Source organism: Nocardiopsis camelliae, from assembly GCF_028993595.1.
GTDB classification, from domain to species: Bacteria; Actinomycetota; Actinomycetes; order Streptosporangiales; family Streptosporangiaceae; genus Nocardiopsis; species Nocardiopsis dassonvillei.
The window spans coordinates 2,813,947-2,840,940 of record NZ_CP118614.1; the positions used below are offsets into that span (position 1 = coordinate 2,813,947).

Below are 26,994 nucleotides of genomic sequence, written 5' to 3' on the forward strand. Positions count from 1 at the left end.
AACCGGACACGAACGACCGACGACCACGACACGGAGAACGAGGGAGACAGATGCGTCCACTCGGAAACACGCTGATCACCGGAGGGTCCTCGGGCCTGGGAGCGGCCACCGCGCGGGCCGTCGCCGACGGGGGCGGCCACCCGATCGTCCTGGACCGGCAGCACCCCGGCGACGACCTGTCCTTCCACCAGGTGGACCTGGCCGACCGCGAGGCCGTCGAGCGCGTCGTGCAGCAGGTCAGCGTCCAGCACGGCCGCATCGACGCCCTGGTCAACGCGGGCGGGACCGACGCCTGCGGCACGCTCACCGACGTGGCCGCCGAGGACTGGGAGCGGGTCGTCCAGGTCAACCTCCTCGGCACCGCCGCCGTGACCCGTGCCGCCCTGCCGCACCTGCGCGCCTCCCGGGGCACGGTGGTCAACTGCGCTTCCACGCTCGGCCTGCGCGCGCTCAGCGACGCCACGGCCTACTGCGCCTCCAAGTTCGGGGTCGTGGGATTCACCCGGGCGCTGGCCGCCGAACTCGCCGGACAGGTCGGGGTGACGCTCCTGGTCCCCGGGGGCATGAGCACCTCCTTCTTCGACGACCGCCCCGACCAGTACAAGCCGGGCCCCGACGCCAAGCTCAACGCGCCCGAGGACGTGGCCCGCGCGGTGGTGTTCGCGCTGAGCCAGCCCCCCGGCTGCGAGGTGCGCGAGATGGTGATCTGCCCCTCGCAGGAGACGTCCTGGCCCTGATCGGTGTCTTTCGGGGCCTCCGCTTCGCTTCGGCCCGCGTTCGGGCGCCCGAAGTACGGGAACCTTCGGTGTCTCCGGTGAGACGGCTCGTTCCTCGCAGTCTCACCTCCGGCACCTCCAGAACCCCGCGGGCGCCCGAACCACCCCCCTCACGCCAAGACTCCGTTCACAAGACAGGCCCCAAGGGCCACAGAACAGCACCCAGGTAAGCGGTGAGACCATCCGAGGAGGTGGGCGACGATGCGCGAGCACGCGTCGAGAGGAAGGGCCCTGGTCACCGGTGGCGCCGGGTTTCTCGGCTCCCATCTGTGCGAACGGCTGCTGGAGAGGGGCACACGCGTGGTGTGCCTGGACAACTTCGCCACCGGCCGGGCGCAGAACGTGGCGCACCTGGCCGGGCACCCCTGGTTCGAGCTGATGGAGGCCGACCTCACCGAACCGTTCACGCTGGAGGAACCCGTGGACACGGTGTTCCACCTGGCCTCGGCCGCCTCGCCGCCGGACTACCTGCGCCTGCCGGTGGAGACGCTGGAGGTGGGCAGCCTGGGCACCCGCAACGCGCTGGAGTGCGCCGAGCGCCACGGCGCCCGCCTGGTCCTGGCCTCCACCAGCGAGGTGTACGGCGACCCGCTGGAGTACCCGCAGCGCGAGACCTACTGGGGCAACGTCAACCCTGTCGGCCCGCGCAGCGTCTACGACGAGGCCAAGCGCTACGCCGAGTCGCTGACCATGGCCCACCACCGCGCCCGCGGGGCCGACGTGGGCATCGCCCGCATCTTCAACTGCTACGGGCCGCGCATGCGCGCCGACGACGGCCGCATGGTGCCCACCTTCGTCAACCAGGCGCTGGAGGGCAGGCCCCTGACGGTGGCGGGCGACGGCCACCAGACGCGGTCGCTGTGCTACGTGGACGACACCGTGCGGGGCCTGATCGCCCTGGCCGACAGCGAGACGACGGGGCCGGTCAACATCGGCAGCGACGAGGAGCTGTCCGTGCTGAACCTGGCCCGCGTCGTCATCGGCGTCACCGGGACGGGCTCGGAGATCACCTTCGTCGAACGCCCCGAGGACGATCCGCACTTCCGGCGCCCCGACATCCGCCTGGCCGAGCAGGCCCTGGGCTGGCGGCCGCGGGTCCGCCTGGACGAGGGGCTGCGCCGCACCGTCGCCTACTTCGTGGACCAGCGCGACCGCTACGAGGGCCTGCCCGAGGGGACCGCGCCCGCCAACTGAGGGCCGGACCGGAAACGGTGCCGGTGCGACGCGGGAGGTCCGGACCCGCGGCGGCCCCGTACCCGTGGCGGGTCCGGGGCGCCGTACCCCGCCGTGAGCACGAGGCCGCGGTGAGGGGGCGGGTCGGGGCACGAGAGGGGAGAGAGGACCAGCGTGGGGAATCCGGAGCGCTCACGGGTCACCGTGGTGGTGGCCACCCGCGACCGGCGCGAAGAGCTGCTGCGCACGCTGGGGCACCTGGAACGGCTGGAGCCCCGACCGCCCGTGGTGGTCGTGGACAACGCCTCCACCGACGGCACCGCCGAGGCCGTGCGCGAGGGGTTCCCCGGCGTCGAACTCGTGCGCCAGGACCGCAACACCGGCTGTGTCGCCCGCAACACCGGGGTGGCGCGCGCCCGGACGCCCTACGTCGCCTTCTGCGACGACGACTCCTGGTGGGCGCCGGGGTCGCTGGAGGCGGCGGCCGACGCCCTGGACGCCCACCCGCGCCTGGGGCTGGTCGCCGCGTCGGTGTTCGTCGGCGAGGAGGGGCGGCCGGACCCGCTCAACGGGGCGCTGGCCCACAGCCCGCTGCCGGACGGCGACGGCCTGCCCGGTCCGCGGATCCTCGGCTTCCTGGCCTGCGCCGCCGTGGTGCGGCGCGCGGCCTTCACGGAGGCGGGCGGCTTCAGCCACCTGCTGTTCTTCGCCGGGGAGGAGGCCCTCCTGGCCCAGGACCTGGCGGCCTCCGGCTGGGAGCTGTGCCACCTGGAGCACGTGCGCGTGCACCACCACCCGTCCTCGGTGCGCCCGCCGGGCCTGTGGCGGCGCACGCTGGAGGAGCGCAACGCCCTGCTGACGGTCTGGCTGCGCCGCCGCCCCGGCCTGGCCCTGGCGCGCACGGCCCGGCTTGCCGGGCGCTCGCTGCGCGACCCCGTCTCGCGCGGCGCACTGACCGGGGCGCTGCGGGTCCTGCCCGCGGCGCTGGCCCGGCGCCGCCCGGTGCCCGCGCACGTGGAACGCGACCTGGCCCTGCTGGAGGAGGCATGAACCCGAGCGCGCGCGTGGGCGTCGTGGTCATCACCCGCGACCGCCGGGAGGAGCTGCTGCGCACCCTGGACCGGCTGGCGGACCTGCCGGGACCGCCGCCGACCGTCGTCGTGGACAACGCCTCGGGCGACGGCACGGCCGCGGCCGTCGCCGAACGCCACGGGTGGGTGCGGCTCGTCCGGGCCGGGGCCAACCTGGGCTCGGTGGGCCGCAACGTCGGGGTCGAGGCCCTGGACACGCCCTACGTCGCCTTCTGCGACGACGACACCTGGTGGGAGCCGGGCTCCCTGGAGCGGGCCGCCGACCTGCTGGACGCCCACCCCGGGCTGGGTTCGGTGACGGCCCGGCTGATCGTGGAGCCCGCGGGCGGGGAGGACCCCATCACCCCGGAGCTGCGCCACTCGCCGGTGCCCGGGCCGGACTGGCTGCCCGGCCCCGCCCTGCTCGGTGTGCTCGCCGGGGTCACCGTGTTCCGGGTCCGCGCCTTCTGGCAGACGGGGGGCTTCTCCCGGCGCCTGTGGATGGGCGGGGAGGAGGAGCTGCTGGCGCTGGACCTGGCCGCCGCCGGGTGGTGGATGTGCTGGGACGAGGACACGGTCGCCCACCACGCCGCCTCGCCGGTGCGCGATCCCACCCGGCGGCGGCGCCTGGGCATCCGCAACACCCTGTGGACCGCGTGGCTGCGGCGCCCGGTGGACGGGGCGTGGCGGCACACGTGGTCGGTGCTGCGGTCGGTGCCGCGCGACCTGCCGAGCGCGATGGCCGTCGCCGAGGCGCTCGGGGGGCTGCCCTGGGTGCTGAGGGAGCGCGCGCCGGTCCCGCCGCGGGTGGAGCGCGGGCTGCGCGCCCTGGAGGCGCCCCGCAGGGAGTCCCGGGCGCGGCGCTACGTGGGCTGAAGCGCCCGCCCGGGCCGCGAGAAGACCGGGTCGTGAGGCGCCCGGGCAGCCCGCTCCGTGAGCCGTCCGGGTCGCTGGTGCGGGGGCGCCCTGTGGATGCCCGAAACGGCTCCGGGCCACGGGCGAACGCCTGCCCCCGGTCCCCGGTGCGGTGTCCTTCCGGGAGTGGTGCCGACTCCCGTGAGCGGTGTGGAGATGGCCGGTATCCGGGGACAAAAGCTGGAATTCCAGGTAAGCGACAGATGGCCATTGGGTGAATACTCGGTGTAGTAACGCGGGTATGTACACGAACGCGTCACCTGTCCGTTCGATCCCTGGGTCTGCCCCTCCCAGGGCGAGGAGTCCCCCCGTGCAAGCGCAACGGAACCCTGCCCCCGTTCCCCCGCTTCCCCCGAACACCCGACCGGCGCCGCGCGGGCGGCGCGTATGACCCACCGACCCCTCCGCGCGTCGGGCCGGGCACCCTCCGGCACGGACGCGCGCAGGGCGTTGGCCGCCCTGTGCGTCACCGTCACCGCCAGCCAGGGAGTGCTGTTCTACGCCTTCCCCGTGCTGGCGCCCGCCATCGCCGCGGACACCGGCTGGTCCCTGCCCGCCGTCATCGCCCTGTTCTCCGGCTCCCAGGTCGTGGCCGGACTGTGCGGGCCCCTGGTGGCCCGCTGGCTGCGGGTGCGCGGCCCCCGCCCGGTGATGACCGCGGCGGCCCTGCTGGGCGCGGTCGCCGTCGCCGGACTCGCGCTGGCCCCGAACCTGTGGTTCTTCGGCGCGGCCTGGCAGGCGGCCGGAGTCGCCGTGGCCGGGCTCTCCTACCCGCCCGCCTTCGCCGCCCTGACCCGCTGGTACGGGCCGGGCAGGGTCCGGGCGCTCACCGCGCTCACCCTGGTCGGCGGACTGGCCAGCACCGTCTTCGCCCCGCTGACCGCCGCCCTGGAGGCGCAGGTCGGCTGGCGCGGCGCCTACCTCGTCCTCGCCCTGGTCCTGGCCCTGGTGGTGCTGCCGCTGCACGCCCTGGCCCTGACCCCGCCCTGGGCTCCCGGCGGCACCGCCGACCGGGCCGGGGACCGCAGGGCGGTGCGCGGAGTGGTCCGCAGCGGCGCGTTCTGGGCGCTGACCACGGCGCTCGCCCTGGGCACCCTCACCGTGTACGCGGTCGTGGTCGGCATCATCCCGCTCATGGAGGGGCGCGGGTTCGGCACCGCCGAGGCCGCCTGGACGCTCAGCGTCGTGGGCGTGGGCCAGGTGCTGGGCCGCCTCGTCTACGCACCGCTGGCGCGGTGCAGCGGGGCGGTGCACCGGATCGCCGCGGTGCTCCTGGCCTGCGCCGGGGCGACCGGACTGATCGCCCTGGTCAGCGGACCGCTGGCCCTGGTCATGGCCGCGGCGGCGCTGGTCGGCACCGCGCGGGGTGTGCTCACCCTGCTCCAGGCCACGGCCGTGGCCGACCGCTGGGGTGAGGAGCACTACACCACGCTCAACGGCATCATGCACACCCCGCTCATGCTCACCATGGCCCTGGCGCCGGGGGCGTGCGCGCTGCTGGCCGGTCCCCTGGGCGGCTACCCGGCGGTGTTCCTACTGCTGGCGGCCCTGTCGGTGCTCGGTGCGCTGGTCGCGCTGGCCAGCGGACCGACCCGTCGTTAGGCAGTGTTTTTCGGACCTCCGCTCCGCTTCGTCCCAACCGTCGCCCGCCACCACCCCCAACGGACGCCTGCGGCGCAGTTCCCCCACGGGAACCCGCCTCCGCCACCTCCAGAACCCCGTGGGCGCCCGAACCGACCCCCCACAAGCTGAGACCGGTTCAGAGAACAGACCCCAGCGCTCGGGCTGGCGGGGTCCCCCGGGGCCCGCCCGCCGGTCAGGCCCCGGGCGCCGACGCGGCCCGCAGCAGCCGCAGCTGCCCCAGTTCGGCCACGTTTTTCATCAGCTCGCCGTTGACCCAGGCGGCCGTGTGCTCGACCGTCAGCCCCGAGTCCGGCGGCCAGGGGAACGCGGCGGGGGCGTCCAGGTCCGGGCCGGTGAACCCCTCCAGCACCTCCAGCCACTGCGCCCGCAACCCGCGCAGCCAGTCGGCCGCCTCCTCCGGGCCCGGCCAGCGGACCTCCTCGCGCTCGCGGGGAACGCGCCCCCGCAGGTGGTCGAGGGCGGTGGACCACCACCAGCCGATGTGCCAGGTGACCCAGGCCGCGGTGGGGACGGGCACGGGATCGGGTTCGGTGTCAGCCCAGTCGGGCACCCACCTGCCCTCGCCGTCCCGGCGCACCGTCCAGCACAGGGGGCCGGGCTCCCAGAGCAGGTCGCCGGGCTCCAGGCGCTCCAGGTGGTACTCGAACAGGGACCAGGTGAAGTCGAACTGCCAGCGCAGCAGCGCGCGACGAGGGTCGGACATGGGGTCAGCCTGGCACAGGACCCCGCCCGCGCCGAAGCGGTTTTCCCGCGCCCGCCTCCGCACGGGCGCGGGGAAACCCGGGTGAAAACGCGTTGCGGTTGACGTGGCGTCAACGCCTAACGTCGTTCCCCGGGCCGGAGGGACCGGCCCGACGAGGGGGAGACCGCGATGTCCTGGTCGATGGGCGAGGTGTGCCGTATGAGCGGCGTCACCTCCCGCGCCCTGCGGCACTACCACCGGATCGGCCTGTTGGAGCCCGAGCGGATCGGCCCCGGCGGGATCCGCCACTACGGGCACGGCGAGCTGCTGCGCCTCCAGCACATCCTGGTGATGCGCGAGCTGTGCATGGGGCTGTCCGACACCGCCCGTGTGCTGGACGAGGGAGACCGGGTCGGGGCGCTGCGCGACCACCTGCGCGCCCTGCTGGCCGAGCGGGACCGCGTCGACACCCTCGTCGCCACCGTGCGCCGCACCGTCGACGCGCTGGAGGAGGCAGACGCCGTGAAGGCCGCACACCACCCCGAGGACCTGTTCGCCGGATTCGACGCGTCCGTCTACAGCGAGCGCGCCCGCGTCGAGTGGCCGCACACGTGGGAGCGGGCGCGGCGGACCGCGGAGGGGATGACCGAGGACGACCGGGAGCGGTACCGCGACGAGGCCGCGGACCAGCTGCGGCGCATGGCCGCCCACCTGGTCGCGGGCGTCCCGCCCGACGACCCGGCGGTCCAGGCCGAGGTGCACGTCCACTACCTGGCGGTGAGCCGGATGTGGGTGTGGACGCCCGACGCGGGCGCGTTCGAGAACCTGGGTCGCGGCTACGCCGAGGAGGGACCCTGGCGCGAGGTCTACGAGGGCTGCGCCCCGGGGCTGGCCGACTACCAGTACGAGGCCATGGCGTTCTACGCACGCCAGCGGCTCGACCGGAGGGAGGACGCGTGATCCCCGGGGGCTGAACGGCGCCGCCGCTCCTTCGCCGGGGCGTCCTGCGCCCGGGAACCGGGGGGCGGGGCACACGCGCCCCGCCCCCGGCACCGCCTCTCAGAGGACGTCGGGCGAGACGTCCAGCACCGTGCGGTCGCGCGAGGCCACCAGGTCGAACTGCGGCCCGGTGCGCGGCAGCTCGTGGCGGAAGAAGTACGCCGCCGCGGCGCGCTTGCCCTCGTAGAAGCCGCCCTCGCGCCCGTGCGCGGCCACCAGCTGCTCCAGCCACATCCAGGCGACCACCACGTGCCCCACCGCCTCCAGGTAGGGGGTGGCGTTGGCCAGCGCCACCGCCGGGTCGCCCCCGGCCCAGGCCGCGGCGGCCGTCTCCGCGGTCCGGTCCAGGGCCTTCGACAGCAGGCCCGCGTACTCGGCCTCGCGCCCGCCCAGCTCCCGGGCCCGGTCCGCCGTGACCCGCGCGGTCTCCACCAGCAGCGACAGCCGGGAGCCGCCGTCGAGCACGGCCTTGCGGCCCAGCAGGTCCAGGGCCTGGATGCCGTGGGTCCCCTCGTGGATCGGGTTGAGCCGGTTGTCCCGGTAGTGCTGCTCCACGTCGTACTCGCGCGTGTACCCGTACCCGCCGTGCACCTGGATGGCCAGGCTGTTGGCCTCCACGCACCACTGGGAGGGCCAGCTCTTGGCGATCGGCGTGAGCACGTCCAGCAGCAGGCGGGCCCGTTCGCGCTCCTTCTCGCCCCCGGCGCTGGCGGTCTCGTCCACCAGCCGGGCGCAGTACAGCACCAGGGCGAGCGCGCCCTCGACGTAGCTCTTCTGGGCGAGCAGCATCCGGCGCACGTCGGTGTGCTCGACGATGGGGACCTGCGGCCGTTCGGGGTCCTTGCCGCCCAGCGGGCGGCCCTGGAGGCGCTCGCGGGCGTAGGCCAGCGACTTGAGGTAGCCGGTGTAGCCGACGGCGGCGGCGCCCGCGCCCACCCCGATCCGGGCCCCGTTCATCATGTGGAACATGTACTTCAGCCCCTGGTGGGGCTCGCCGACCAGGTAGCCCACCGCGCCCGGCCGCCCGCCGGGGGTGTGGCGCCCCTCGCCGAAGTTGAGCAGCGCGTTGACGGTGCCCCGGTAGCCCATCTTGTGGTTGAGCCCGGCGGGCACGACGTCGTTGCGCTCGCCGACCGACCCGTCGGCCTCCAACAGATACTTGGGCACGACGAACAGGGAGATGCCCCGGACTCCGGGCGGGCCGCCGGGGATCCTGGCCAGCACCAGGTGCACGATGTTCTCGGTCAGCTCGTGGTCGCCCGCGGAGATCCACATCTTGTTGCCGAACAGCCGGTAGCCGCCCTGCCCGTCCTCTTCGGCGCGGGTGGTGATGTCGGCCAGCGAGCTGCCCGCCTGCGGCTCGGACAGGCACATGGTGCCCGTGAAGCGCCCCTCCACCATGGGGCGCACCCAGGTGTCGACCTGCTCGGGGCTGCCGTGCGCCAGGAGCAGGCGCGCGTTGCCCGAGGTGAGGAAGGGGTAGGCCGAGGTGCCCAGGTTGGCGGCCTGGAAGTAGGCGCCGCACGCGCTGGAGACCACGTGCGGGATCTGGGCGCCGCCCACGGAGGCGGGCATCCCGGCGGCGCCCAGCCCGGTCTCGGCGTAGACCTCCAGGGCCTTCCTCACCTCGGGGATGACGTGGACGCGCTCGCCGTCGAAGCGGGGCTCGTTGGCGTCGTTGGCCTTGTTGTGCGGCGCGAAGTGGTCGGTGGCCACGCGTTCGGCCAGCTCCAGCGCGGCGTCGAGGGTCTCGCGGGAGTGGTCGGCGTAGTGTGGTCGGCTGGTGAGCGCCTCGGTGTCGAGCCACTCGTAGAGCAGGAAGTGCAGGTCGCGCGTGGACAGCAGGGCGGACGCCACGGTCGCCTCCTCGAATCGTTGACCGACTGGTCGGTATGCTACCCCGTCCGCGGGACTCCGGGGCGACCGGGGCCGTACCGCCTTCCGGGCCCTAAGCTTGCTGCCACCGACCCGAGAAGGAGCGCTGACCCGCATGTCCGCTGTGTCCGACCCCTCCCGCACCGTCCTGCTGCTCAACGGCCCCAACCTCAACCTGCTGGGCACCCGCGACCCCGGGCAGTACGGCACCACCACCCTGGCGGAGGTCGAACGCCGCGTGGTCTCCCTCGGCGAGGAGCTGGGTGTGCGGGTGGTGTGCGCACAGAGCAACAGCGAGGGCGTGATGGTGGACCGGATCCACGCCGCGCGCGACTGGGCAGGGGTGGTGCTCAACCCCGGCGCCTACGCGCACTACGGCATCGCGCTGCGCGACGCGATCGACGCGGTCGAGGCGCCGGTGGTGGAGGTGCACATCTCCAACATCTACGCGCGCGAGGAGTTCCGGCACACCTCGGTGACCGCGCCGGTGGCCGCGGGCTACGTCGCCGGATGCGGGGTCTTCGGCTACGAACTGGCCCTGCGCGCGGTGCTGCGGCGCGACGCCGAGCGCCGGGAGGCGGGCGGCACGGGCGCTCAGCGGTAGGTCATCAGCGCGGGGCCGCCCTGCTCCAGGTGGGCGTGGTCGTTGAAGGACAGCAGCCGGGTGCCGCCCCGGCCGTGCAGCAGCTTGCTCACCGAACCGTTGACCACCACGCGGTTCAGGGCCAGGAACCCTGCGGGCGCCGTGCCCAGCAGGGTCGAGCACACCGACGCGATCACCCCGGCGGAGGTGAAGACCAGCGCGGTCTCCCCCCTGTCCAGCCCGGCGACCAGGTCGTCCAGCGCCTGCCGGATCCCGTTCCGGAAACCCTCCCAGGTGCCCGGACCGCTGCCCCCGGCCTCGATCCATGAGCTCAGGGAGGCGTCGAGCCGATCCTGGAGCGAGCCGGTCGCGACCGCGTGGGCGCCCAGCAGGCCGAGGTGGTCGTACTCGTTCCACCGCTCGTCGCCGACCGGCTCCAGGTCCAGGCCCGCCTCAGTCAGGGCCGCGGCCGCCGTCTGGCGCTGGCGGCGCAGCTCACCGGTCACCACGCGGCCGACCCGGGGGCCGCGCCGCCGGAGTTCGGCGCCCAGCAGGCGCGCCTGCTCGTAGCCGGTCGGGCTCAACTCGTCGTAGTCCTCCGCCTCGGGGGAGGCCTTCCCGTGACGGATCAGGTAGATCGCTGGCATCGCACCAGGGTACGAGCGGCCCCGCGGGCGCCCCCGCGCCGGGGACGCGTTCGGGTGCGGAACCCCGCCCGCAGGGCCTGACGGCCCCGACGGCCCCGACGGCCCCGACGGCCCCGACGGCCCCGACGGCCCCCCGGGGGCGCGGCCCGGGGCCCGGACGGCGGGACGGTCCCCGGCGGGCCGACCGGAAGGGTCTGCCGGTGCGGCGCGCGGGGCCCGGCGAAGGGGCCGGGCCGGGGCGCCGCACCGGTCACGGGGTCAAACGGCCCCGGAGTCCGGCTCGAAGCGCACCACCACCGACTTCGACGTCGGCGTGTTGCTCACCTCGGCCGTGGAGTCCAGCGGCACCAGCACGTTCGTCTCCGGGAAGTAGGAGGCAGCGCACCCGCGCGCGGTCGGGTAGTGCACCACCTTGAAGTGCGCCGCGCGCCGCTCCCTGCCGTCGTGCCACTCGCTCACGAGGTCGGTGTAGGCACCGTCGGCCAGCCCCAGCTCCCGGGCGTCCTCGGGGTTGACCAGCACCACCCGGCGGCCGTCCTTGATGCCCCGGTACCGGTCGTCCAGCCCGTAGACCGTCGTGTTGTACTGGTCGTGCGAGCGCAGCGTCTGCAACAGCAGCCGACCCTCGGGCACCTGCGGCGCGTACGTGCCGTTCACCGTGAAGTTGGCCAGCCCGGTCGCGGTCGGGAAGCGCCGGTCGTCGCGCGGCGCGTGCGGCAGGGTGAACCCGCCGGGCCTGCGCGCGCGGGCGTTGAAGTCCTCGAACCCCGGCACCACCGCGGCCACGTGCTCGCGCACCCGGTCGTAGTCGGTCAGCTCCGACCACGCCACCGGGAAGTCGCCGAGCACCCGTCCGGCCAGGTCGCAGACGATGTCCACCTCCGAGCGCATGCCCGGAGCCAGCGGGGCCAGCACGCCGTGGGAGGCGTGCACCTTGCCCATGGAGTCCTCCACCGTCACCCAGCGCGGCTCGCCGTCGCGCAGGTCGCGGTCGGTGCGCCCCAGGGCGGGCAGGATCAGCGCCCGCGTCCCCGTCACCACGTGCGAGCGGTTCAGCTTGGTGGACACGTGCACCGTCAGCCCCACCCGGCGCATGGCGTCCTCGGTCACCAGCGTGTCCGGGGTGGCCGCGACGAAGTTGCCGCCCATCGCGAAGAACACCCGCACGTCACCGCGCGCCATGGCGCGGATGGCGTTGACGGTGTCGTACCCGTGCTCGCGCGGCGGCGTGAAGCCGAACTCGGCGCCCAGGGCGTCCAGGAACTCCTCGGCCGGGCGATCGAAGATCCCCATCGTGCGGTCGCCCTGCACGTTGGAGTGGCCGCGGACCGGGCACACACCCGCGCCGGGGCGGCCCACGTTGCCGCGCAGCAGCAGGAAGTTGACCACCTCGCGGATGGTGGGCACCGAGTGCCGGTGCTGGGTCAGCCCCATCGCCCAGCACACCACGATCCGCTCCGAGGAGGTGACCATCGCGGCGATCCGCTCGATCAGCTCCCGGGCCAGGCCGGTGTCGCGCTCGGTGCGCGCCCAGAACTCCTCGTCCGGCTCGGCCAGCAGCGCCTTGGCGAACTGCTCGAAGCCGTGGGTGTGGGCGGACACGAACTCCCGGTCCAGGACCGGCTCGCCGCGCTCGTCCGCCTCCAGCAGCAGGCGGTTGAGGGCGGAGAACAGGGCGAGGTCGCCGCCCAGCCGCACCTGCGCGAACAGGTCGGTCAGCTCGGTGCCGCGCCCCAGCAGGCCGGCCGGGTGCTGGGGGTTGCGGAACTCGCGCATCCCCGCCTCGGGCAGCGGGTTGACGGTGACGATCCGCGTCCCGGACTTCTTGGCCCGCTCCAGGGCGCTGAGCATGCGGGGGTGGTTGGTGCCGGGGTTCTGCCCGGCCACGATGATGAGGTCGGCCTCGCGCAGGTCCTCCAGGGACACGCTGCCCTTGCCCACGCCCAGGGTCTCGGTCAGGGCCGAACCGGACGACTCGTGGCACATGTTGGAGCAGTCGGGCATGTTGTTCGTCCCGAGGGCGCGGGCGAACAGCTGGTAGCAGAACGCCGCCTCGTTGCTGGTGCGCCCGGAGGTGTAGAACACCGCCTGGTCCGGGGAGTCCAGCGCGCGCAGGTCCTCGGCGACCAGGTCCAGCGCCCGCTCCCAGCTGACCGGCTCGTAGTGGGTGGCGCCCTCGGCCAGGTACAGCGGCTCGGCCAGGCGGCCCTGCTGGCCCAGCCAGTAACCGGACCGCCCGGCCAGCTCGGAGACCGGGTGCTCGGCGAAGAACTTTCCGGTCAGCGCCGTGGCCGTGGCCTCCTCCGCGACGGCCTTGGCGCCGTTCTCGCAGAACTCGGCCCGGTGCCTCTTGTCCCCCTCGGGCCAGGCGCAGCCCGGGCAGTCGAAGCCGCGCTTCTGGTTGATCGCGAGCATGGCTGGCAGCCCGCGCCGCACACCGGTGTGCTCGTTGAGGTGGCGGAGGCTGTTGAGCACGGCGGGGAGTCCGGCCGCGCTGCTCTTGGGCGGGCTGATCCGGGGGGAGTCCTGGGCGGGGTCTGCGTTGTCCGAGTGCTGGTGTCTCACACTGCGCATTCTGGCACCGACCGTCCGATGGTGGGACGTCCGGGTGAGCGTCAACGGCCCGGACGGGGTGCCGGGCGCGCGGAGACCGCCCCTCGCAGGGCTTCGCGCACCGCCCTTCGTAACCGCTGCCGGTCCGGGGGATGACCCTCGGGACCGGCATGCGTCACGACTCGTCGGGATATCCGATGAGCCGCCGTACGGCGGTCGGAGGCCCGTGCGCGCCGGATGCGGGATCGAAGACCAGGTCGTCACGGAAACAGAAGTACAGCCGCTGCCAGATCCCCCACGCGCGGGCCCTGAGGCGCGCGTCCCGCTTCCTGCGCGCTTCGGTGCTGTGGAAGTCCCGCAGGACCAGTGCTGCTCCCGCTCCGATCACCAGGGTCCACACGACCATGCCGAACAGGAAGGAGGCGAACTGCTCCACTCCTCCGGCCAGGCTCAGTGCGCCGTTGGCCACCAGACCCACGAGGAGGAGGACCACGGCGGACGCGATGAGCGCGCTTCTCCACTCCCAACCCAGCAGCCAGCGCAGCACCAGGCCGGTGGACACCGCCGGTACAGCGCCGAAGACACCGAACTGGATCACCAGCGGGGCGGCGAGCACGAGCAGGCCGATTCCGATCCACCGGGTGAGCCCGGGCGCCGCCCCGGGCGGCGCGGGGAAGTCCAGTTGCGCCGCCAGGGTGCTCTGGGAGTAGGAGGTGGAGGAGTGCCGGGCCCACGCGATCGTCGTGTCGCCGCGCAGCCACGACCACCCGTCATCCCCGCGGATCGTCGACGATCCGGCGCTCTGCGTGGTCGTCGTGCCCTCACGGACCACGGCGGACACCTTGACCGTCCGATCCTGGCGTGAGCACACCGGGCAGTTCGCCACCGGCTGCCTTCCTCCCGCGTCCTCGTACCATCAGACCTCCAGCCGAGGGTAGCCGTTGGCGGGGCACCGCGGAAAGGCTTTTCCTAACGGTTCCGGGGCCTGGATCCGCCGACCGCAGGCGTACGGAGACAGCGGTCCCGGCGGCCGACCGGTGACGGCCCGGCGGGAGTCCGGTCGGTCCGGGCCGCTCCTCCGGGGCGCGGCGCGGCGTTCGCCGGGGGAGAGGCCCCGTCCGGCGGCGTGTGACATGCCGCCGACTCCGCAATGCGCTCCCCGGGCCGCCTCGCGGGGCAGACTGGCGACGCCGGTCGTCATGAGAAACGTGGGTACGCGAACCGCATGGGTGTCTTCGAGCGCAACCTTCGGACGGCCCCGGTGAGGCCGGGGCGGAACTCCGCGCGGCGTCGCGGCCTCGCGCGGCGGCACGGCGACCGGAGGGCGGCGCGATGAGCGACGACGGTTGGCCGCTGGAGACCGGCCTGCTGCGCGCGGTGTTCGACAGCGTGGGCGCGGGGATGTTCGTCATCGACACCACCGGCCGCATCACCGCCGCCAACCCCTACGCGCAGCGCATCCTGGACCGGCCCGGGGAGGAGATGCTGGGCCTGGACCTGCACGGCCTGCTGCACCGCGACCCGGAGGGGGAGCCGACGCCGCGGGAGGAGTGCCGCGTCCTGGCCGTGCTCGACAGCGGCCACCCGGCCGAGGGGAGCAGCGAGTCCTTCCTGCGGGGGGACGGCACGCTCGTGCCCATCATCTGGGCGACCACCCCGCTCCAGAACGAGGGGCGCCCGGAGGGCGCGGTCATCGTCTTCCACGACTTCAGGGCGCACCGCGACGCCGCCGAGCAGACCGCGGCGCACCTGGGGGCCCTGGAGGAACTCACCGCCCGGTTGAGCCTGGTCGCGGAGATCTCCGTGGTCCTGGTCTCCACCCTGGACGTGCCCGAGATGCTGGACAGGCTGGTCCGGCTGCTGGTGCCGGAACTGGGGGACTGGGCGGTGGTCGACATGGTCACCGACGGGCGCACCAAGGAGGTGGAGCGCGTCGCCGTGCACGCCTTGGGCGGCCAGGACACGGCCGAGGCGCTCAAGGGCCCGCTGCCGCCGCTGTCGTCCGCCTCCCACGCGGCGCTGATGCGCGCCCTGTACAGCACCCAGCCCGTCCTCTTCGACGCCGGTGACCTGGACCGTGAACCGGACGAGCCGCTCGCCCGGGCGCACCGGCGGCTGTTCGACCGCCTGGGCGGGCACTCCGCGGTGGTGGTGCCGCTGCACACCCACCGGCAGGTCTTCGGGGCGCTGACCGTTGCCCGCACCGGGGAGCGGCCCGCCTACACCGACGCCGAGGTCCTCGTGCTGGGGGACGTCGCCCGGCGCGCCGGTCTGGTGATGGAGAGCGCCCAGCTCTTCGCGCAGCAGCGTCACGTCGCCGAGACCATGCAGCGCCAGCTCCTGACCCCGCTGCCGCAGGTCGACCACCTGCGGTTCGCCGCCCGCTACCAGCCCGCGCAGCAGGCCGCCGAGATCGGCGGGGACTGGTACGACGCGTTCCTGCTCGCCGACGGCGTCATGACCATGGTCATCGGCGACGTGGTCGGCCACGACCTCCAGGCCGCCGCGCACATGGCCGAGGTCCGCAACATGCTGCGCGCCCTGGCCTGGGACCGCCAGGAACCGCCCAGCCTGATCATGCGGCGGCTGGACGAGGCCATGACCAACACCAGCGACGCCCCCATGGCCACCGCCGTCTTCGCCCGTATCGAGGGCCCCGAGGGCGGGCCCTGGTGTCTGCACTGGGTCAACGCCGGGCACCCCCCGCCGCTGCTCGTCACCGCCGACGGACACACCCGCTACCTGGAGGAGGGCCACGGGCCCCTGCTGGGCATGAGCGCCGCCCTGCACCTGGGCCTGGACTGGCCCGACGCCCAGGAGGAGATCCCCGCGGAGTCCACCCTGCTGCTGTACACCGACGGCCTCGTCGAGAGCCGCGGCCACCCCATCGACACGGGACTGGCCAACCTGCGCCGCCACGCCGCCGCCCTGGCCGGCCGCGACGTCGAGGACTTCTGCGACGAACTCCTGGCCCGCATCGACCCCGGCGGCGACGACGTCGCCCTGCTCGCCCTGCGCGTTCCGGCGGCGGGCGAGGGCGCGGGCGACGACACCGCGCCGCCCCAGCACGCGCACAGCCCCGCCGCTCCCGACCGCGGGGCACCCGGCGCGGCCGTCGAGGACAGCCCGGTCAGGGACACCTCCGAACCGGGGTGAGCGTGGGCGGCCCCGGACGCGGGCCGGGGCCGCCGGGTCGGGAACGGGCCGGTTCCGCGGCACCCGCGTGCCCGTTTCCGCCCGAACGGGCCGGGTAGTGGCCGAGGGCAGCCCAGGGGGCCGCGCGCTCCCCAGGCGACGACCGCGACCGCCGCGAGACCAGGGGGAACCGATGAGGGCAGTGGTGTGGAACGGCACCAGGAACGTCGACACCGTGACCGTTCCCGATCCGCGGATCGAGGAGCCCGGCGACGCCGTCGTCCGGATCACCAGCTCGGGCCTGTGCGGCTCCGACCTGCACCTGTACGAGGTGCTCGGACCGTTCATGACCCCGGGGGACATCCTCGGACACGAACCCATGGGCGTGGTTGAGGAGGTCGGTTCCGGCGTCACCTCCCTCACCCCCGGACAGCGGGTGGTCATCCCCTTCCAGATCTCCTGCGGGCACTGCCTCATGTGCGACACCGGTCTCCAGAGCCAGTGCGAGAACACCCAGGTCGAGGAGCAGGGCATGGGCGCCGCGCTCTTCGGCTACAGCAAGCTCTACGGCGCGGTGCCCGGCGGGCAGGCCGAGTACCTGCGCGTGCCGCGCGCCGAGACCACCGCGGTCCCGGTGTCCGACCAGGGACCCGACGACCGCTACCTGTTCCTGTCCGACGTGCTGCCGACCGCCTGGCAGGCCGTCCGCTACGCCGACGTCCCCGAGGGGGGATCGGTGGCCGTCCTGGGGCTGGGGCCGATCGGCGACATGTGCTGCCGGGTCGCCCGCCACCTGGGCGCGGGCCGGGTGTTCGGCGTGGACCCGGTGCCGGAACGGCGCGCCCGCGCCGCCGCCCGGGACGTGGAGGTGTTCGACTCCTCCAAGGGCACCGACGACGTGGTCCGGGAGATCCGCGACCGCACGGACGGGCGCGGCCCGGACGCGGTCATCGACGCGGTCGGTATGGAGGCGGCCGGGCACGGCTCGGCCAAGTTCGCCCAGCGCGTGGCCAACCTCATGCCGCGCGGCGTGGCGGCCAAGATGATGGAGACGGCCGGGGTGGACCGGCTGACCGCCCTGCACACCGCCATCGAACTGGTGCGGCGCGGCGGGACCGTCTCCCTGATCGGCGTGTACGGCGGCATGGCCGACCCGATGCCGATGCTCACGCTCTTCGACAAGCAGATCCAGCTGCGGATGGGGCAGGCCAACGTGCGCCGGTGGGTGCCGGAGATCCTGCCGCTGCTGGAGGGTGCCGACCCGCTGGGCGTGGACGACTTCGCCACCCACCACGTGGGCCTGGACGCGGCCTCGATGGCCTACGAGAAGTTCCAGAAGAAGCAGGACGGCGTGTTCAAGGTCGTCTTCCGGCCCTGACGGGTCGCGGGCGGGCGCCCCCGGGCCGGGGCACCCGCCCCAGGGGCTCCCGATCCCCGAAGGGGGCGCTGACCGCCGCGTCGAGCGGGCGCGGGGCCGCCCCGGTCCCGCGCCGGACGCACGCGGACCGCTCCGTGCGCCGGGCCCGGTGCCGACGCGGCCTACCGGCCGGTCGGCCCGTGGGCCGCGTCGGCCGACGGCGCCCGACCCCCGCCCCCGGGCGCCGCCAACGAGGCGATGAAGCGCTCGGCCGCGGCGTCGACCTCGGCGGTCGGGGTCAGCAGCCTCTCCAGCAGGAGCCCCCGCAGGCACGCGGTCGCGATGATGCTCCGCTGCCTGGCGTCGGCCGCCGTGGCGACGTCGCGAAGGGCCGCCGCTTCCAGAAGGTTCGCCAGGCCGTCGATGTCGAGGACGAGCTCCTGGAACGCGTCGCGTTCGTAGACCGCGAGCCCGACCAGGTGGAAGAAGGCGTGGGTGCGGTCCTCGTGCGCGGGGTCCGAGTAGAAGTCCCAGACCGCTCCGCACAGGGCCGCGAACCCGAGTTCGCCGCCGGTCGAGGCGATGACGAGGTTGTCGCGGCGGCGCGCCTCCAACAGCACCGCGCGCAGCAGTCCCGGCCGCGACCCGAAGTGGTACGTCAGCAGCGTGTGGTGCACGCCGAGCCGCTCCGCCACCTGGCGCATCGACAGGTTCGGGCTGGGGCCGTTCTGGCCGAACTCGTCGAACAGCGACTCCAGGAGACGCTTCTTGCCTTCCCCCGCCGGCGATCTCACGTTGCCTCCGTTGACAGTTTCACCACTGTTGAGTACGTTACCGCATGTTCAATTCACCACTGTTGAGGACAGTGGGCCGCGGTCCGCGGAAGGGGTTCGGTGGCCGGCGCACGGCTGGTCGGCGGTGTCGTCGCGGACGGACCGGGCGCTGGCCCGATCGCGGTCGACGTGTGCGTCGAGGACGGCCTGACTAAGGGAGAGACCCGTTGAGCGAGATACTGCACGGCTGTCTGCCGGACACGGAGTACCTGGAGGTGACCGCCCGGTCGGGGCACCGCTACGGCGTCTGGGTGACCACGCCCCCCGGTTACGCGGACTCCACGGACCCCCTGCCGCTGATCTACGTGCTGGACGGCAACTGGGCGGTCGGCCTCACCGCGCCCCTCATCGTCACCCAGGCGGACCCGTACCTGGCGATCGCCCCCTACGTCCAGGTCAGCGTCGGGTACGCCGGTGAGGAGGCCGCGGACTGGGCGCACATCCGCAACCGCGACCTCGTGCCGCCGGGCGAACCCGTCGGTGACGACATGCTGGCCACCCTCGCGGCGGCGCGCGAGTCGGGTGCGATGACCCCGGAGCACGTCGACGCCTACCTCGCGGAGCTGGCGGAACCCCGGGCCGACCTCTTCCTCGACTTCCTGACCGGCGAACTCCACCCGCACCTGCGGTCGAGGCTGCGTGTCAGCGAGTCCGGACACGGCCTCTTCGGCTACTCCTACGGAGGTCTCTTCGCCCTCTACGCGTGGCTGTGCGACACGGGGCTCTTCGCGAGCGTCGGCGCGGGCAGCCCCGGCGTGGCCAGTACGGACAGCCGGGTCTTCGACCTCGTCCAGGCCCTGCCGGAACCCGCCGGGGACGCGGCCGCCCCACGGCTGCACATCACGCTGAACGAGGCCGAAATACTGGGGGAGGTCCCCTTCTACCGCGCGATGGCCCGCAACGTCCTCACCGCGGTGGAGCAGCTGCGCACCCGGGGGCGGTCGGAGCGGGTTTCGAACGCGTTGTTGCGGGAGACGCACGTCACCGGGTTGCAGGCATCGTTCCTCAGCTACCTGAAGACGTGCCACGGGCGCTGACAGCCCTTCCCGGAGTCGCGCGCGCGACTCCGGGAAGGGGCGCTCAGTTCTCGTAGATCCGGACGTAGTCGACGACCATCTGCTGCGGGAACTGGGTGGTGCCGTCGGGGTAGCCGGGCCAGTTCCCGCCCACCGCGACGTTGAGGATCATGAAGAAGGACTGGTCGTAGACCCACGGGTTGCCGCCCACGTCGGCGCTGGTGAGGGTGTGGTAGGCGTTGCCGTCCACCGACCAGGTGATCGACCCCGGGCTCCAGTCCACGGCGAAGGTGTGGAAGTCGTCGGCGAAGGACCAGCCCTGCGGGTGCGTGTAGGAGGAGCCGATGCCGTCCGCGCCCGAGTAGCCGGGCCCGTGCACGGTGCCGTGCACCATGTGGGGCTCGTACCCGACGTTCTCCATGATGTCGATCTCGCCGGAGTCGGGCCAGGGGGTGTCGGGGAAACCGGAGCCGAGCATCCAGAAGGCGGGCCAGATGCCCTGGCCGCGGGGGATCTTGATGCGGGCCTCGATGCGGCCGTAGGCGTGTTCGACCTTGTCCTGCGTGGTCATGCGGGCGGAGGTGTAGGAGCCGTCCGCCTCCTGGCGCGCGGTGATGACGAGGTTGCCCTGGCCGTCGAGGGCGGAGTTGGCGCGGCTGTTGGTGTAGTTCTGGAGTTCGTTGTTGCCCCAGCCGTGGGCGCCGGTCTCGTGGTTCCAGTTGGCGGGGTCGGGGGCGGTTCCGGCGGCGCCGTCGAACTCGTCGGACCAGACGATGTCCCCGGGCGCGGCGCTGAGTTCGGCGTTGGCCCCGTCCACGGCGCCTCCCGTCCACTGCGGTGCGGTGAGGACCGCCGCGGCAAGCGCGGCGGAGGCGGTCACCGCCGTGGCGACGGTGGCGGTGCGGCGGGTACTGGGGCGGGCGCTCTTGGTCATGGCGTACTCCGGTGAGCGGGGGGACGGGCGCGCCCGGTGCCGTGACGCGTGCGAAATAGCGGGTTCCGCACGTGCCGCTGGGGCGTGCCCGCGTGGGCGGGCGCCCACTGAACAAGCGTTAAGTGACTGTACGTACGCGACCGCTCGCGGACAAGGGGGGTCGGGCGAAAAGTTGGGATCGCTCCCATGTGGCTGGGGTGAAACGTGTGGTCTGTGTGCTTTTGGGGTGGTGTCGACTTCGCGGGGGAGTGGCCCCGACGACGACGGGCCCCGCGGAGCGTGCGCTCCACGGGGCCCGGCAGGCGGGGGCGTCAGCCGTTCAGGGTCTCCTGGAGCAGCGGGACCAGCTCGTCCAGCGCGTGGGAGATGCCCGGGTACGAGCCGCTGGAGAAGGCGTTGGCCAGCTCCGGGTCGTCCAGGATGACCAGTCGGCCGTCCTCGGCGGAGGGGATGCCCTGGAGCACCGGGTCCTCGCGCAGGTGGTCCGCAGTGCCGCCGATGGGGAACATGACCGTCAGGTCCGCGTCCAGGACCTCCAGCCGCTCCGGGCTCAGGTCCACGTAGAAGGCGCCGTCCGCCATCTCCTCGACCTCGGGCTTGTACTGGAAGCCCAACTCCTGGAGCAGGTCCACCCGGGAGTCGCCGGGCACGTAGGCGCCGTACTGGCCGTCGAAGTAGGCGCCCACGGTCAGGGTCATGTCGGCGAACTCGGGGTTCTCCTCCCGGATCCGGGCGAAGCGGCCCTCCAGCTCCTCGATGAGCTCCTCGGCGCGCTCCTGCTCGCCGACCACCTGGGCGACCTGGCGGGTCTGCTGCTGCCAGGTGGTGCCGTAGGTGACCTCCACGCCGGGCGGCGGGCCGACCACGGGGGCCACCGGCGAGAGCAGGTCGTAGCGGTCCTGGCTGTTGTCGGAGCGGGTGTCGAGGATGACGTCGGGCTCCAGGGAGGCGATCGCCTCCAGGTTCGGCTCCATGGTGCCGAGCTGGACCGGCTCCTCCTCGAACATGTCGGCCGCCCACGGGCCCACGCCCGTGCCGCCGTAGGCCTGCCAGTCGGCCACGCCGACCGGCTGCACGCCCAGCGCCAGCGCGGTCTCCGCGTCGGACCAGCCCATGGCGACGACGTTGGTCGGCTCGTCCGCGATCTCCACGTCGCCGAAGATGGTCTCGACGGTGACCGGGTACCCCTCGGCGACCTCACCGCCCGAGCCGCCCTCCGCGGAGCCGGAGGTCTGGCCGCCGCAGGCGGCGAGCAGCAGGAGGGACAGCGCGCCGGCGGCGATCGCGCCGCCGCGGGTCAGCGGACCGGGGTTCATGGGGCCTCATTCGGTCGAGTCGGTGAGCTTAGCCTTGCCTAAGCAAGGGTTATGGTGCTGGAGTCGGTGGTTTTGCGCAAGCCCGTGGCGGAGGGCGCCGAAAACCGCGGATGCCGGTGAAGTCCGTTGTGCGCGGTCGTCTGCGGGGCCGTGCGGCACTCCTCGCGGGTCGCGGGCGTGTCGAGGGTCACACCGTCACGAGTAGGCCGCCACGCCGTGGCGCCAGTAGCCGATGAAGGCGATGTCGTCCTTGGGGATGCCGTGTTGGCGGACGAGGGTGCGGCGTAGTTCGGTGGGCAGGGCGTTCTCTCCTGCGACGAAGCAGTAGGGGCGGCCTTGGGGGAGTTCGGCGGTGCGTACGGTCTCCAGGGCGAGTCGTCCGGGGACGGTGTGGGGGTCGGTGCGGGGGAGCCAGTGCACGTCGACTCCGGGCGGGGCCTGGACGGGGCGGACGTCGTCGGGGCAGGGGACTTCGAGGTAGGCCTGTCCGCGCAGGTGGTCGGGGGCCTGTTCGAGGATGGAGAGCAGGGCGGGTACGGCGCTCTCGTCGCCGACGAGCAGGTGCCAGTCGGCCTCCTCCGGAGGCAGGTAGTAGATCCCCTCGGCGTACAGGCCCAGTTCGTCGCCGGGCCGGGCGGCCAGCGCCCACGCCGACGCCGGTCCCTCGTCCCCGTGCGCGACGAACTCGATGTCCAGCTCCAGCGCCTCGGCGTCGAAGCGGCGGACGGTGTAGTTGCGCACGTGCGGGCGCAAGTCGTCGGGCATGGCGCGGAACGCGGCCACCCACCCGTTGCCGTCGCCGCCGCTGTCGGCGACGGGCAGGTGCAGCCTCTCCTGTCCCGGTCGGGCGAAGAGGATCCGCGTGCACTGGTCCAGGCCCAGGAACTCGAACCCGGTCAGCTCCTCGCCCGTGAGCGTCACGGTGAGGAAGTGCTCGCTGGTCCGCTCGGTGCGCGCCACCCGGGTGCGGATCATGGTGCGGTGGTTCGGATGCCTGATGCGCAAGGCGCGGCCCCTTCGTTCGGGTCGGAGAGCGGCGGGTGTCGGTTTCGTCCAGTCTCGGGGTGCTGTGACCGTATACCGACACGGGAAAGGTTAGCCTAACCAAGGTTGGTGTGGCACGGTGGTCCGGGGCCGGTCCGCCCGGTTCCGCGTGCGCTCCGGCCGCCCACTAGCCTTGCCCAGGGCACGACACCGCGGGGGGAACAGGACATCGGATGAGTAGACGTCTGTACGGGGCCGCGCGCCCCGCGCCGAGCGGACCCGCCCTGTGAGCGCCGCCCCCGCGACCGCCCCCGCCGCCGAGCGCGAACCGCGCTCCCCCGGCGCCCCCGGGCGTGAGGTCCCCGACAGCGTGCGCGCCCTGCGCCGCCGCACCCTGCGGCGCAACCGCGGCCGCGTCCTGGTCGGCGTGGTCCTGCTCTCCCTGCACCAGGTCGCCGAGGCCCTCGTGCCGGTGGCCATCGGCCTGACCATCGACTGGGCCGTCTTCTCCGGCGACGTCGGCGCCCTGGCGGTCTGCGTCGCGGGCATGGTCGTGCTCTTCACCGTCCTGGCCCAGGCCTACCGCAACGGCGCCCGCTTCACCCTGCGCGCCGTCGAGAACGAGGCGCACCTGCTGCGGGTGGAGGCCGCTCGCCGGGCCCTGGACCCGCGCGGCGAGCGCAGCGGCCTGCGCGCGGGCGAGGTCCTGTCGGTGGCCACCTCCGACGCCGAGCAGGCCGCCCTGTACGTGCGCGCCTGGTCGGCGTCGATCGCCGTGGCGGTCGCCATCATCGTCACCACAGTCGCGCTCCTGGCCGTGGACGTCCCCCTGGGGATCGGCGTCCTGGTCGGCGTCCCCCTGCTCATGCTGCTCCTGCGCCTGCCCGCCGCCCGCATCACCCGGCGCAGCGAGGCCAAGCAGGCCACCGCCGCCGGGGCCACCGCCCTGGCCACCGACCTGGTCAGCGGCCTGCGCGTCCTCATGGGCATCGGGGCGCGGCACAACGCGGCCGCCCGCTACCGCCGGGCCAGCACCCTGGCCCTGGACGCCTCGGTCGGCGCCGCCGCCAGCAACGGCGTCTACCGCGGCCTGGTCACCGCCGCCAGCGCCGTGTTCCTGGCCTGCGTGGCGGGCGTGGCCGGGTGGATGGCCCTCCAGGGCCGCCTCAGCGTCGGTGAACTCGTCACTGTCATCGGCCTCGCCCAGTTCCTGGCCGAACCCGTCCAGAGCCTGGGCATGGTCGGCCAGCTGTTCGCCACCGCCCGCGCCTCCGCCCGGCGGCTGGTGCGCCTGCTCAACGCCCCCGACGCGGTCACCCCGGGCGAGCGCGCCTGCGATCGGGAGCCCGTGGTCGCGCTGTCAGGGGTCGGCTACCGCACGCTGCGCGGGGTGGACCTCCAACTCGCCCCCGGCGAACTCGTCGGCGTGCTCACCACCGACCCCCGCGACGCCGAGGCGCTGCTGGAACTGCTCTCGGGCCGGGCCGAGCCCGCGGCCCTGGAGGGCACGTTCACGGTGGGCGGCGTCCCCGTCCCCGAACTCGCCCTGGACGCCCTGCGCGAAGCGGTCCTGGTGGAGGAGCACGGGGCCACCCTGTTCGAGGGCACCCTGCGCTCCAACCTGGACACCGGCGCGGGCGGCGACGAGGAGCGGCTCCTGGACGCCCTGCGGGCCGCCTCGGCCGCGGAGTTGGTCGAGGGCCACCCCGAGGGCCTGGACCGGCCGGTCGCCGACCGCGCGGCCAACCTCTCCGGCGGCCAGCGCCAGCGCGTGGCCCTGGCCCGAGCCCTGGTCGCGGACCCGCCCGTCCTGGTGCTGCACGATCCCACCACCGCCGTGGACGCGGTCACCGAGGAGGCCATCGCCCGGGGCACGGCCGCGGCCCGCTCGGGTGCGGCCAGGTCCACCCTGGTCGTGGCGAACAGCCCGGCGCTGCTGGCCCGCGCCGACCGCGTCGTGGTGCTGGCCGAGGGACGGGTGCGGTGCACGGGCACCCACGCGCGGCTGTTGGAGGAGGACGCGCACTACCGCGAGGCGGTGCTGCGGTGACCGCCCCGCCGAGCACGGCACCGGCGCGGTGCGCACCGTCGCGGTCCGCCGTGTTCGGGGCCGCTCCGCCGTGGTCCGCGGCGCACCGGAGCGCCCCGCCGCCGACCGCCGCCCCGGGCCGACGCGCCCCCCTTCCCCGCCACCACGACCCCGAGGACGACCGATGAGCACGCCGGTGGAGGACTCCGCGAGCGAACACGGGGAACTGCTCCCCACCGCCTCGGCCCGCCGCACGTGGGCCGTGCTGGGCGAGGGGGTGCGCGGCACCGGCTGGGGCGCCCCCCTGGCCCTGGCCACCGTGCTCGCGGGCAGCGCCGCCGGACTGGTCGCCCCCTGGGTGCTGGGCCGGATGGTCGACGACATCTCGGCGCAGCGGGGGCTGGACACCGTCCTGTCCTCGGTCCTGCTGATCGCCGGGGCGGGACTGCTCGGCGGCCTGCTCACGGGTGTGGGAAGCTGGCTGGTCAGCCGGGTCGGCGAGACCGTCCTGGCCCGCCTGCGCGAACGCGTCATGGACCGGGTGCTGCGCATGCCCGCCGCCCGTCTGGAGCGGGTGCGCATCGGCGACCTGCTCTCCCGGGTCGGGGACGACGTCGCCGTGGTCACCGCCAGCATCGCCCGCAGCGGCCCCGACGCGGTCGTGGCCCTGGCCACCGTCCTGCTGACCGCGGTGGGCATCACCGCCCTGGACTGGCGTCTGGGCCTGGCCGCAATGCTCTGCGTGCCGGTCTACGTGACGGCCGTGCGCTGGTACCTGCCCCGCTCGGGTCCCTACTACGCCCGCGAGCGCGTGGCCATGGGCGAGCGCTCGCACGCGATGATGGGCGCCCTGCGCGGGCGCTCCGCCGTGCGCGCCTACCGACTGGAGGACGAGCACGAGTCCCGGGTGCGCGACCGCTCGGCCGCCGCCATGGACATCACGGTGTCGGTGTTCCGGCTGTTCACCCGCTTCGGGTCGCGGCTCAACGCCGCCGAGTGCGTCGGACTGACCTCGGTGCTGGTGGCCGGGTTCTGGCTGGTGCGCGCCGACCTGGCCAGCGTCGGCATGGTCACCGCCGCCGCCCTGTACTTCCACCGCCTGTTCGGCCCGCTGATCTTCCTGGTCATGAACTTCAACGAGGTGCAGTCGGCCGGGGCGAGCCTGGCCCGCCTGGCCGGTGTGGTCGACATCCCGGTGGAGGCCGACCCGGGCGCGGAGGAGGGCCCGTCCGGTTCCTCGGTCCGCGTCGCGGGGGTCACCCACTCCTACGGCACCGGCGGCCCGGCCGCGCTGGAGGAGGTGTCGCTGGAGGTCGCCCCGGGCGAGCGCGTGGCCCTGGTCGGGGCCAGCGGCGCGGGCAAGACCACGCTGGCCGCCCTGGTCAGCGGCCTGCGCACGCCCACGGCCGGAACCGTGTACCTGGGCGGGATCCCCCTGGAGGAACTGGGGGAGCGACGGGTGCGCGAACACGTCTTCCTGGTCAGCCAGGAGACCCACGTGTTCGCCGGAACCCTGCTGGAGGACCTGCGCCTGGCCCGCGCCGGGGCCGACGCGGCCCAGGCGGAGGCCGCCCTGGCGGCCGTCGGCGCCCTGGAGTGGGTGCGCGCCCTGCCCGAGGGGCTGGACACGGTGGTCGGCGAGGGCGGGCACGCCCTGACCGCCGAGCAGGCCCAGCACCTGGCGCTGGCCCGGCTGGTGCTGGCCGACCCGGACGTGGCCGTCCTGGACGAGGCCACCGCCGAGGCGGGCAGCTCCGGCGCCCGGCGGCTGGAGCGCGCCGCCGCCGCGGCCACCGCCGGGCGCACCACGCTGGTGGTGGCGCACCGGCTGACCCAGGCGCAGACCGCCGACCGCGTGGTGGTCATGGACCGGGGCCGCGTCGTGGAGCAGGGGACGCACGCCGAGCTGGTCGCCGCCGGGGGGCGCTACGCCGACCTGTGGCGCAGCTGGCAGGGCGCGCCGGACGACGGGGAGCTGCTCTCCCGCTGACCGCGCCTTCGGTCGGCGTGCCGTTCGCAGCGGGGCGCCGTGGCGGGGGAGCCCGCGCAGGGCCGCCGTCCGTGCCCGCGCCGCTCCGGGCGTCGGGCCGGCGGGGGTCAGAGCTGGAGTTCGCTCTCCACGCGCCGGAGGGTGTGGCGGGCCATGGCCAGGTTGGCGCGCTGGCGGTCCAGCGCCAGGTAGAGGAAGACGCTGCCGTGCGCCTTCTCCAGCAGGCGGATGAGGTGGTACTGGCTGCTCAGCGTGATGAGGATGTCCTCGATGCGGTCGTCGAGGCCGATCGCGCCCAGGGCGCGCGTCTTGGCGCGCACGACCTCGGTGTTGGCCGCCGCGGCCATCTCCAGGTCGAAGTGGCCGCCCCCGCCCATGGTGCCCAGGGACATGCCGCTCTCGTAGTCCACGACCGCGACGCCGATGGCGCCCTCGATCCCCATGGCTTCCTTCATCGCCGCGTCGGCGTTCATGGCGTCTCCT

General features: G+C 74.1%; 22 protein-coding genes. 12 read left to right on the plus strand and 10 right to left on the minus strand.

Annotation, left to right across the window (positions count from 1 at the left end; all coding sequences use genetic code 11):
- Nucleotides 1–50: 50 nt before the first annotated feature.
- From PV789_RS12275 to PV789_RS12295, 5 genes are all read left to right on the plus strand, one after another.
- Entirely contained in the window at nt 51–737 is a 687-nt protein-coding gene (locus tag PV789_RS12275; protein WP_274977532.1) for an SDR family oxidoreductase, read from the plus strand.
- Nucleotides 738–977: 240 nt separating this feature from the next.
- Complete coding sequence (locus tag PV789_RS12280) at nt 978–1,970, plus strand: UDP-glucuronic acid decarboxylase family protein (protein ID WP_274977533.1); 993 nt, start codon at nt 978–980, stop codon at nt 1,968–1,970.
- Nucleotides 1,971–2,123: 153 nt separating this feature from the next.
- Nucleotides 2,124–2,999 carry a glycosyltransferase family 2 protein gene (locus PV789_RS12285; RefSeq protein WP_274977534.1) on the plus strand — a complete coding sequence of 292 codons (876 nt, stop codon included), beginning with the start codon at nt 2,124–2,126 and terminating at the stop codon, nt 2,997–2,999.
- On the plus strand, nt 2,996–3,895 hold the full coding sequence (locus PV789_RS12290) for a glycosyltransferase family 2 protein (protein ID WP_274977535.1): 900 nt from the start codon (nt 2,996–2,998) through the stop codon (nt 3,893–3,895). Before PV789_RS12285 ends, PV789_RS12290 begins: the two co-directional genes overlap by 4 nt.
- A 426-nt stretch (nt 3,896–4,321) precedes the next feature.
- On the plus strand, nt 4,322–5,536 hold the full coding sequence (locus PV789_RS12295; protein WP_274977536.1) for an MFS transporter: 1,215 nt from the start codon (nt 4,322–4,324) through the stop codon (nt 5,534–5,536).
- A gap of 214 nt (nt 5,537–5,750) precedes the next feature.
- On the opposite strand, the gene PV789_RS12300 is transcribed toward PV789_RS12295, so the two are convergent.
- Complete coding sequence (locus PV789_RS12300; RefSeq protein WP_274977537.1) at nt 5,751–6,281, minus strand: DinB family protein; 531 nt, start codon at nt 6,279–6,281, stop codon at nt 5,751–5,753.
- A 168-nt stretch (nt 6,282–6,449) separates the two neighbouring features.
- Here PV789_RS12300 and PV789_RS12305 point away from each other — a divergent pair, with 168 nt between their 5' ends.
- Complete coding sequence (locus tag PV789_RS12305; RefSeq protein ID WP_274977538.1) at nt 6,450–7,220, plus strand: MerR family transcriptional regulator; 771 nt, start codon at nt 6,450–6,452, stop codon at nt 7,218–7,220.
- A gap of 99 nt (nt 7,221–7,319) precedes the next feature.
- On the opposite strand, the gene PV789_RS12310 is transcribed toward PV789_RS12305, so the two are convergent.
- Nucleotides 7,320–9,116 (minus strand): acyl-CoA dehydrogenase, encoded by a 1,797-nt coding sequence (locus tag PV789_RS12310; protein ID WP_274977539.1) that lies wholly within the window; start codon nt 9,114–9,116, stop codon nt 7,320–7,322.
- A gap of 133 nt (nt 9,117–9,249) precedes the next feature.
- On the opposite strand from PV789_RS12310, the gene aroQ reads away from it, so the two are divergent.
- The gene (aroQ, locus tag PV789_RS12315; protein WP_274977540.1) at nt 9,250–9,738 is read left to right on the plus strand and encodes a type II 3-dehydroquinate dehydratase; all 489 of its coding nucleotides are present in this window, start codon (nt 9,250–9,252) and stop codon (nt 9,736–9,738) included.
- Here aroQ and PV789_RS12320 read toward each other — a convergent pair.
- The 3 genes from PV789_RS12320 to PV789_RS12330 all read right to left on the minus strand — a co-directional run bounded on the left by PV789_RS12320 (nt 9,729) and on the right by PV789_RS12330 (nt 13,803).
- Nucleotides 9,729–10,364, minus strand: coding sequence for a histidine phosphatase family protein (locus PV789_RS12320; protein WP_274977541.1), 636 nt, complete (start codon nt 10,362–10,364; stop codon nt 9,729–9,731). The two genes, aroQ and PV789_RS12320, sit on opposite strands and share 10 nt — an antisense overlap.
- A gap of 258 nt (nt 10,365–10,622) precedes the next feature.
- Nucleotides 10,623–12,938: an FdhF/YdeP family oxidoreductase gene (locus PV789_RS12325; RefSeq protein WP_274977542.1), complete on the minus strand. Its 2,316-nt coding sequence runs from the start codon at nt 12,936–12,938 to the stop codon at nt 10,623–10,625.
- A 154-nt stretch (nt 12,939–13,092) separates the two neighbouring features.
- Complete coding sequence (locus PV789_RS12330; protein ID WP_274977543.1) at nt 13,093–13,803, minus strand: hypothetical protein; 711 nt, start codon at nt 13,801–13,803, stop codon at nt 13,093–13,095.
- Nucleotides 13,804–14,249: 446 nt separating this feature from the next.
- Here PV789_RS12330 and PV789_RS12335 point away from each other — a divergent pair, with 446 nt between their 5' ends.
- A complete protein-coding gene (locus PV789_RS12335; protein ID WP_274977544.1) occupies nt 14,250–16,073 on the plus strand; it encodes a SpoIIE family protein phosphatase in 1,824 nt (607 codons plus the stop codon).
- A gap of 172 nt (nt 16,074–16,245) precedes the next feature.
- Complete coding sequence (locus PV789_RS12340) at nt 16,246–17,430, plus strand: alcohol dehydrogenase catalytic domain-containing protein (protein ID WP_274977545.1); 1,185 nt, start codon at nt 16,246–16,248, stop codon at nt 17,428–17,430.
- 161 nt (nt 17,431–17,591) lie between these two features.
- Here PV789_RS12340 and PV789_RS12345 read toward each other — a convergent pair whose 3' ends face one another.
- Complete coding sequence (locus tag PV789_RS12345) at nt 17,592–18,203, minus strand: TetR/AcrR family transcriptional regulator (RefSeq protein WP_274977546.1); 612 nt, start codon at nt 18,201–18,203, stop codon at nt 17,592–17,594.
- A gap of 206 nt (nt 18,204–18,409) precedes the next feature.
- On the opposite strand from PV789_RS12345, the gene PV789_RS12350 reads away from it, so the two are divergent.
- Complete coding sequence (locus PV789_RS12350) at nt 18,410–19,279, plus strand: alpha/beta hydrolase (protein ID WP_274977547.1); 870 nt, start codon at nt 18,410–18,412, stop codon at nt 19,277–19,279.
- Nucleotides 19,280–19,322: 43 nt separating this feature from the next.
- Here PV789_RS12350 and PV789_RS12355 read toward each other — a convergent pair whose 3' ends face one another.
- The 3 genes from PV789_RS12355 to PV789_RS12365 form a co-directional block, all read right to left on the minus strand.
- On the minus strand, nt 19,323–20,192 hold the full coding sequence (locus PV789_RS12355) for a glycoside hydrolase family 16 protein (protein WP_274977548.1): 870 nt from the start codon (nt 20,190–20,192) through the stop codon (nt 19,323–19,325).
- Between the two features lie 311 nt (nt 20,193–20,503).
- Nucleotides 20,504–21,508, minus strand: coding sequence for an iron-siderophore ABC transporter substrate-binding protein (locus PV789_RS12360; RefSeq protein WP_274977549.1), 1,005 nt, complete (start codon nt 21,506–21,508; stop codon nt 20,504–20,506).
- A 195-nt stretch (nt 21,509–21,703) separates the two neighbouring features.
- Complete coding sequence (locus PV789_RS12365; protein ID WP_274978125.1) at nt 21,704–22,483, minus strand: siderophore-interacting protein; 780 nt, start codon at nt 22,481–22,483, stop codon at nt 21,704–21,706.
- A 295-nt stretch (nt 22,484–22,778) separates the two neighbouring features.
- Here PV789_RS12365 and PV789_RS12370 point away from each other — a divergent pair, with 295 nt between their 5' ends.
- Entirely contained in the window at nt 22,779–24,542 is a 1,764-nt protein-coding gene (locus tag PV789_RS12370; RefSeq protein WP_274977550.1) for an ABC transporter ATP-binding protein, read from the plus strand.
- A 163-nt stretch (nt 24,543–24,705) separates the two neighbouring features.
- The gene (locus PV789_RS12375; RefSeq protein WP_274977551.1) at nt 24,706–26,511 is read left to right on the plus strand and encodes an ABC transporter ATP-binding protein; all 1,806 of its coding nucleotides are present in this window, start codon (nt 24,706–24,708) and stop codon (nt 26,509–26,511) included.
- 107 nt (nt 26,512–26,618) lie between these two features.
- Here PV789_RS12375 and PV789_RS12380 read toward each other — a convergent pair whose 3' ends face one another.
- Nucleotides 26,619–26,984 carry a hypothetical protein gene (locus PV789_RS12380; RefSeq protein ID WP_274977552.1) on the minus strand — a complete coding sequence of 122 codons (366 nt, stop codon included), beginning with the start codon at nt 26,982–26,984 and terminating at the stop codon, nt 26,619–26,621.
- Nucleotides 26,985–26,994: the final 10 nt, after the last annotated feature.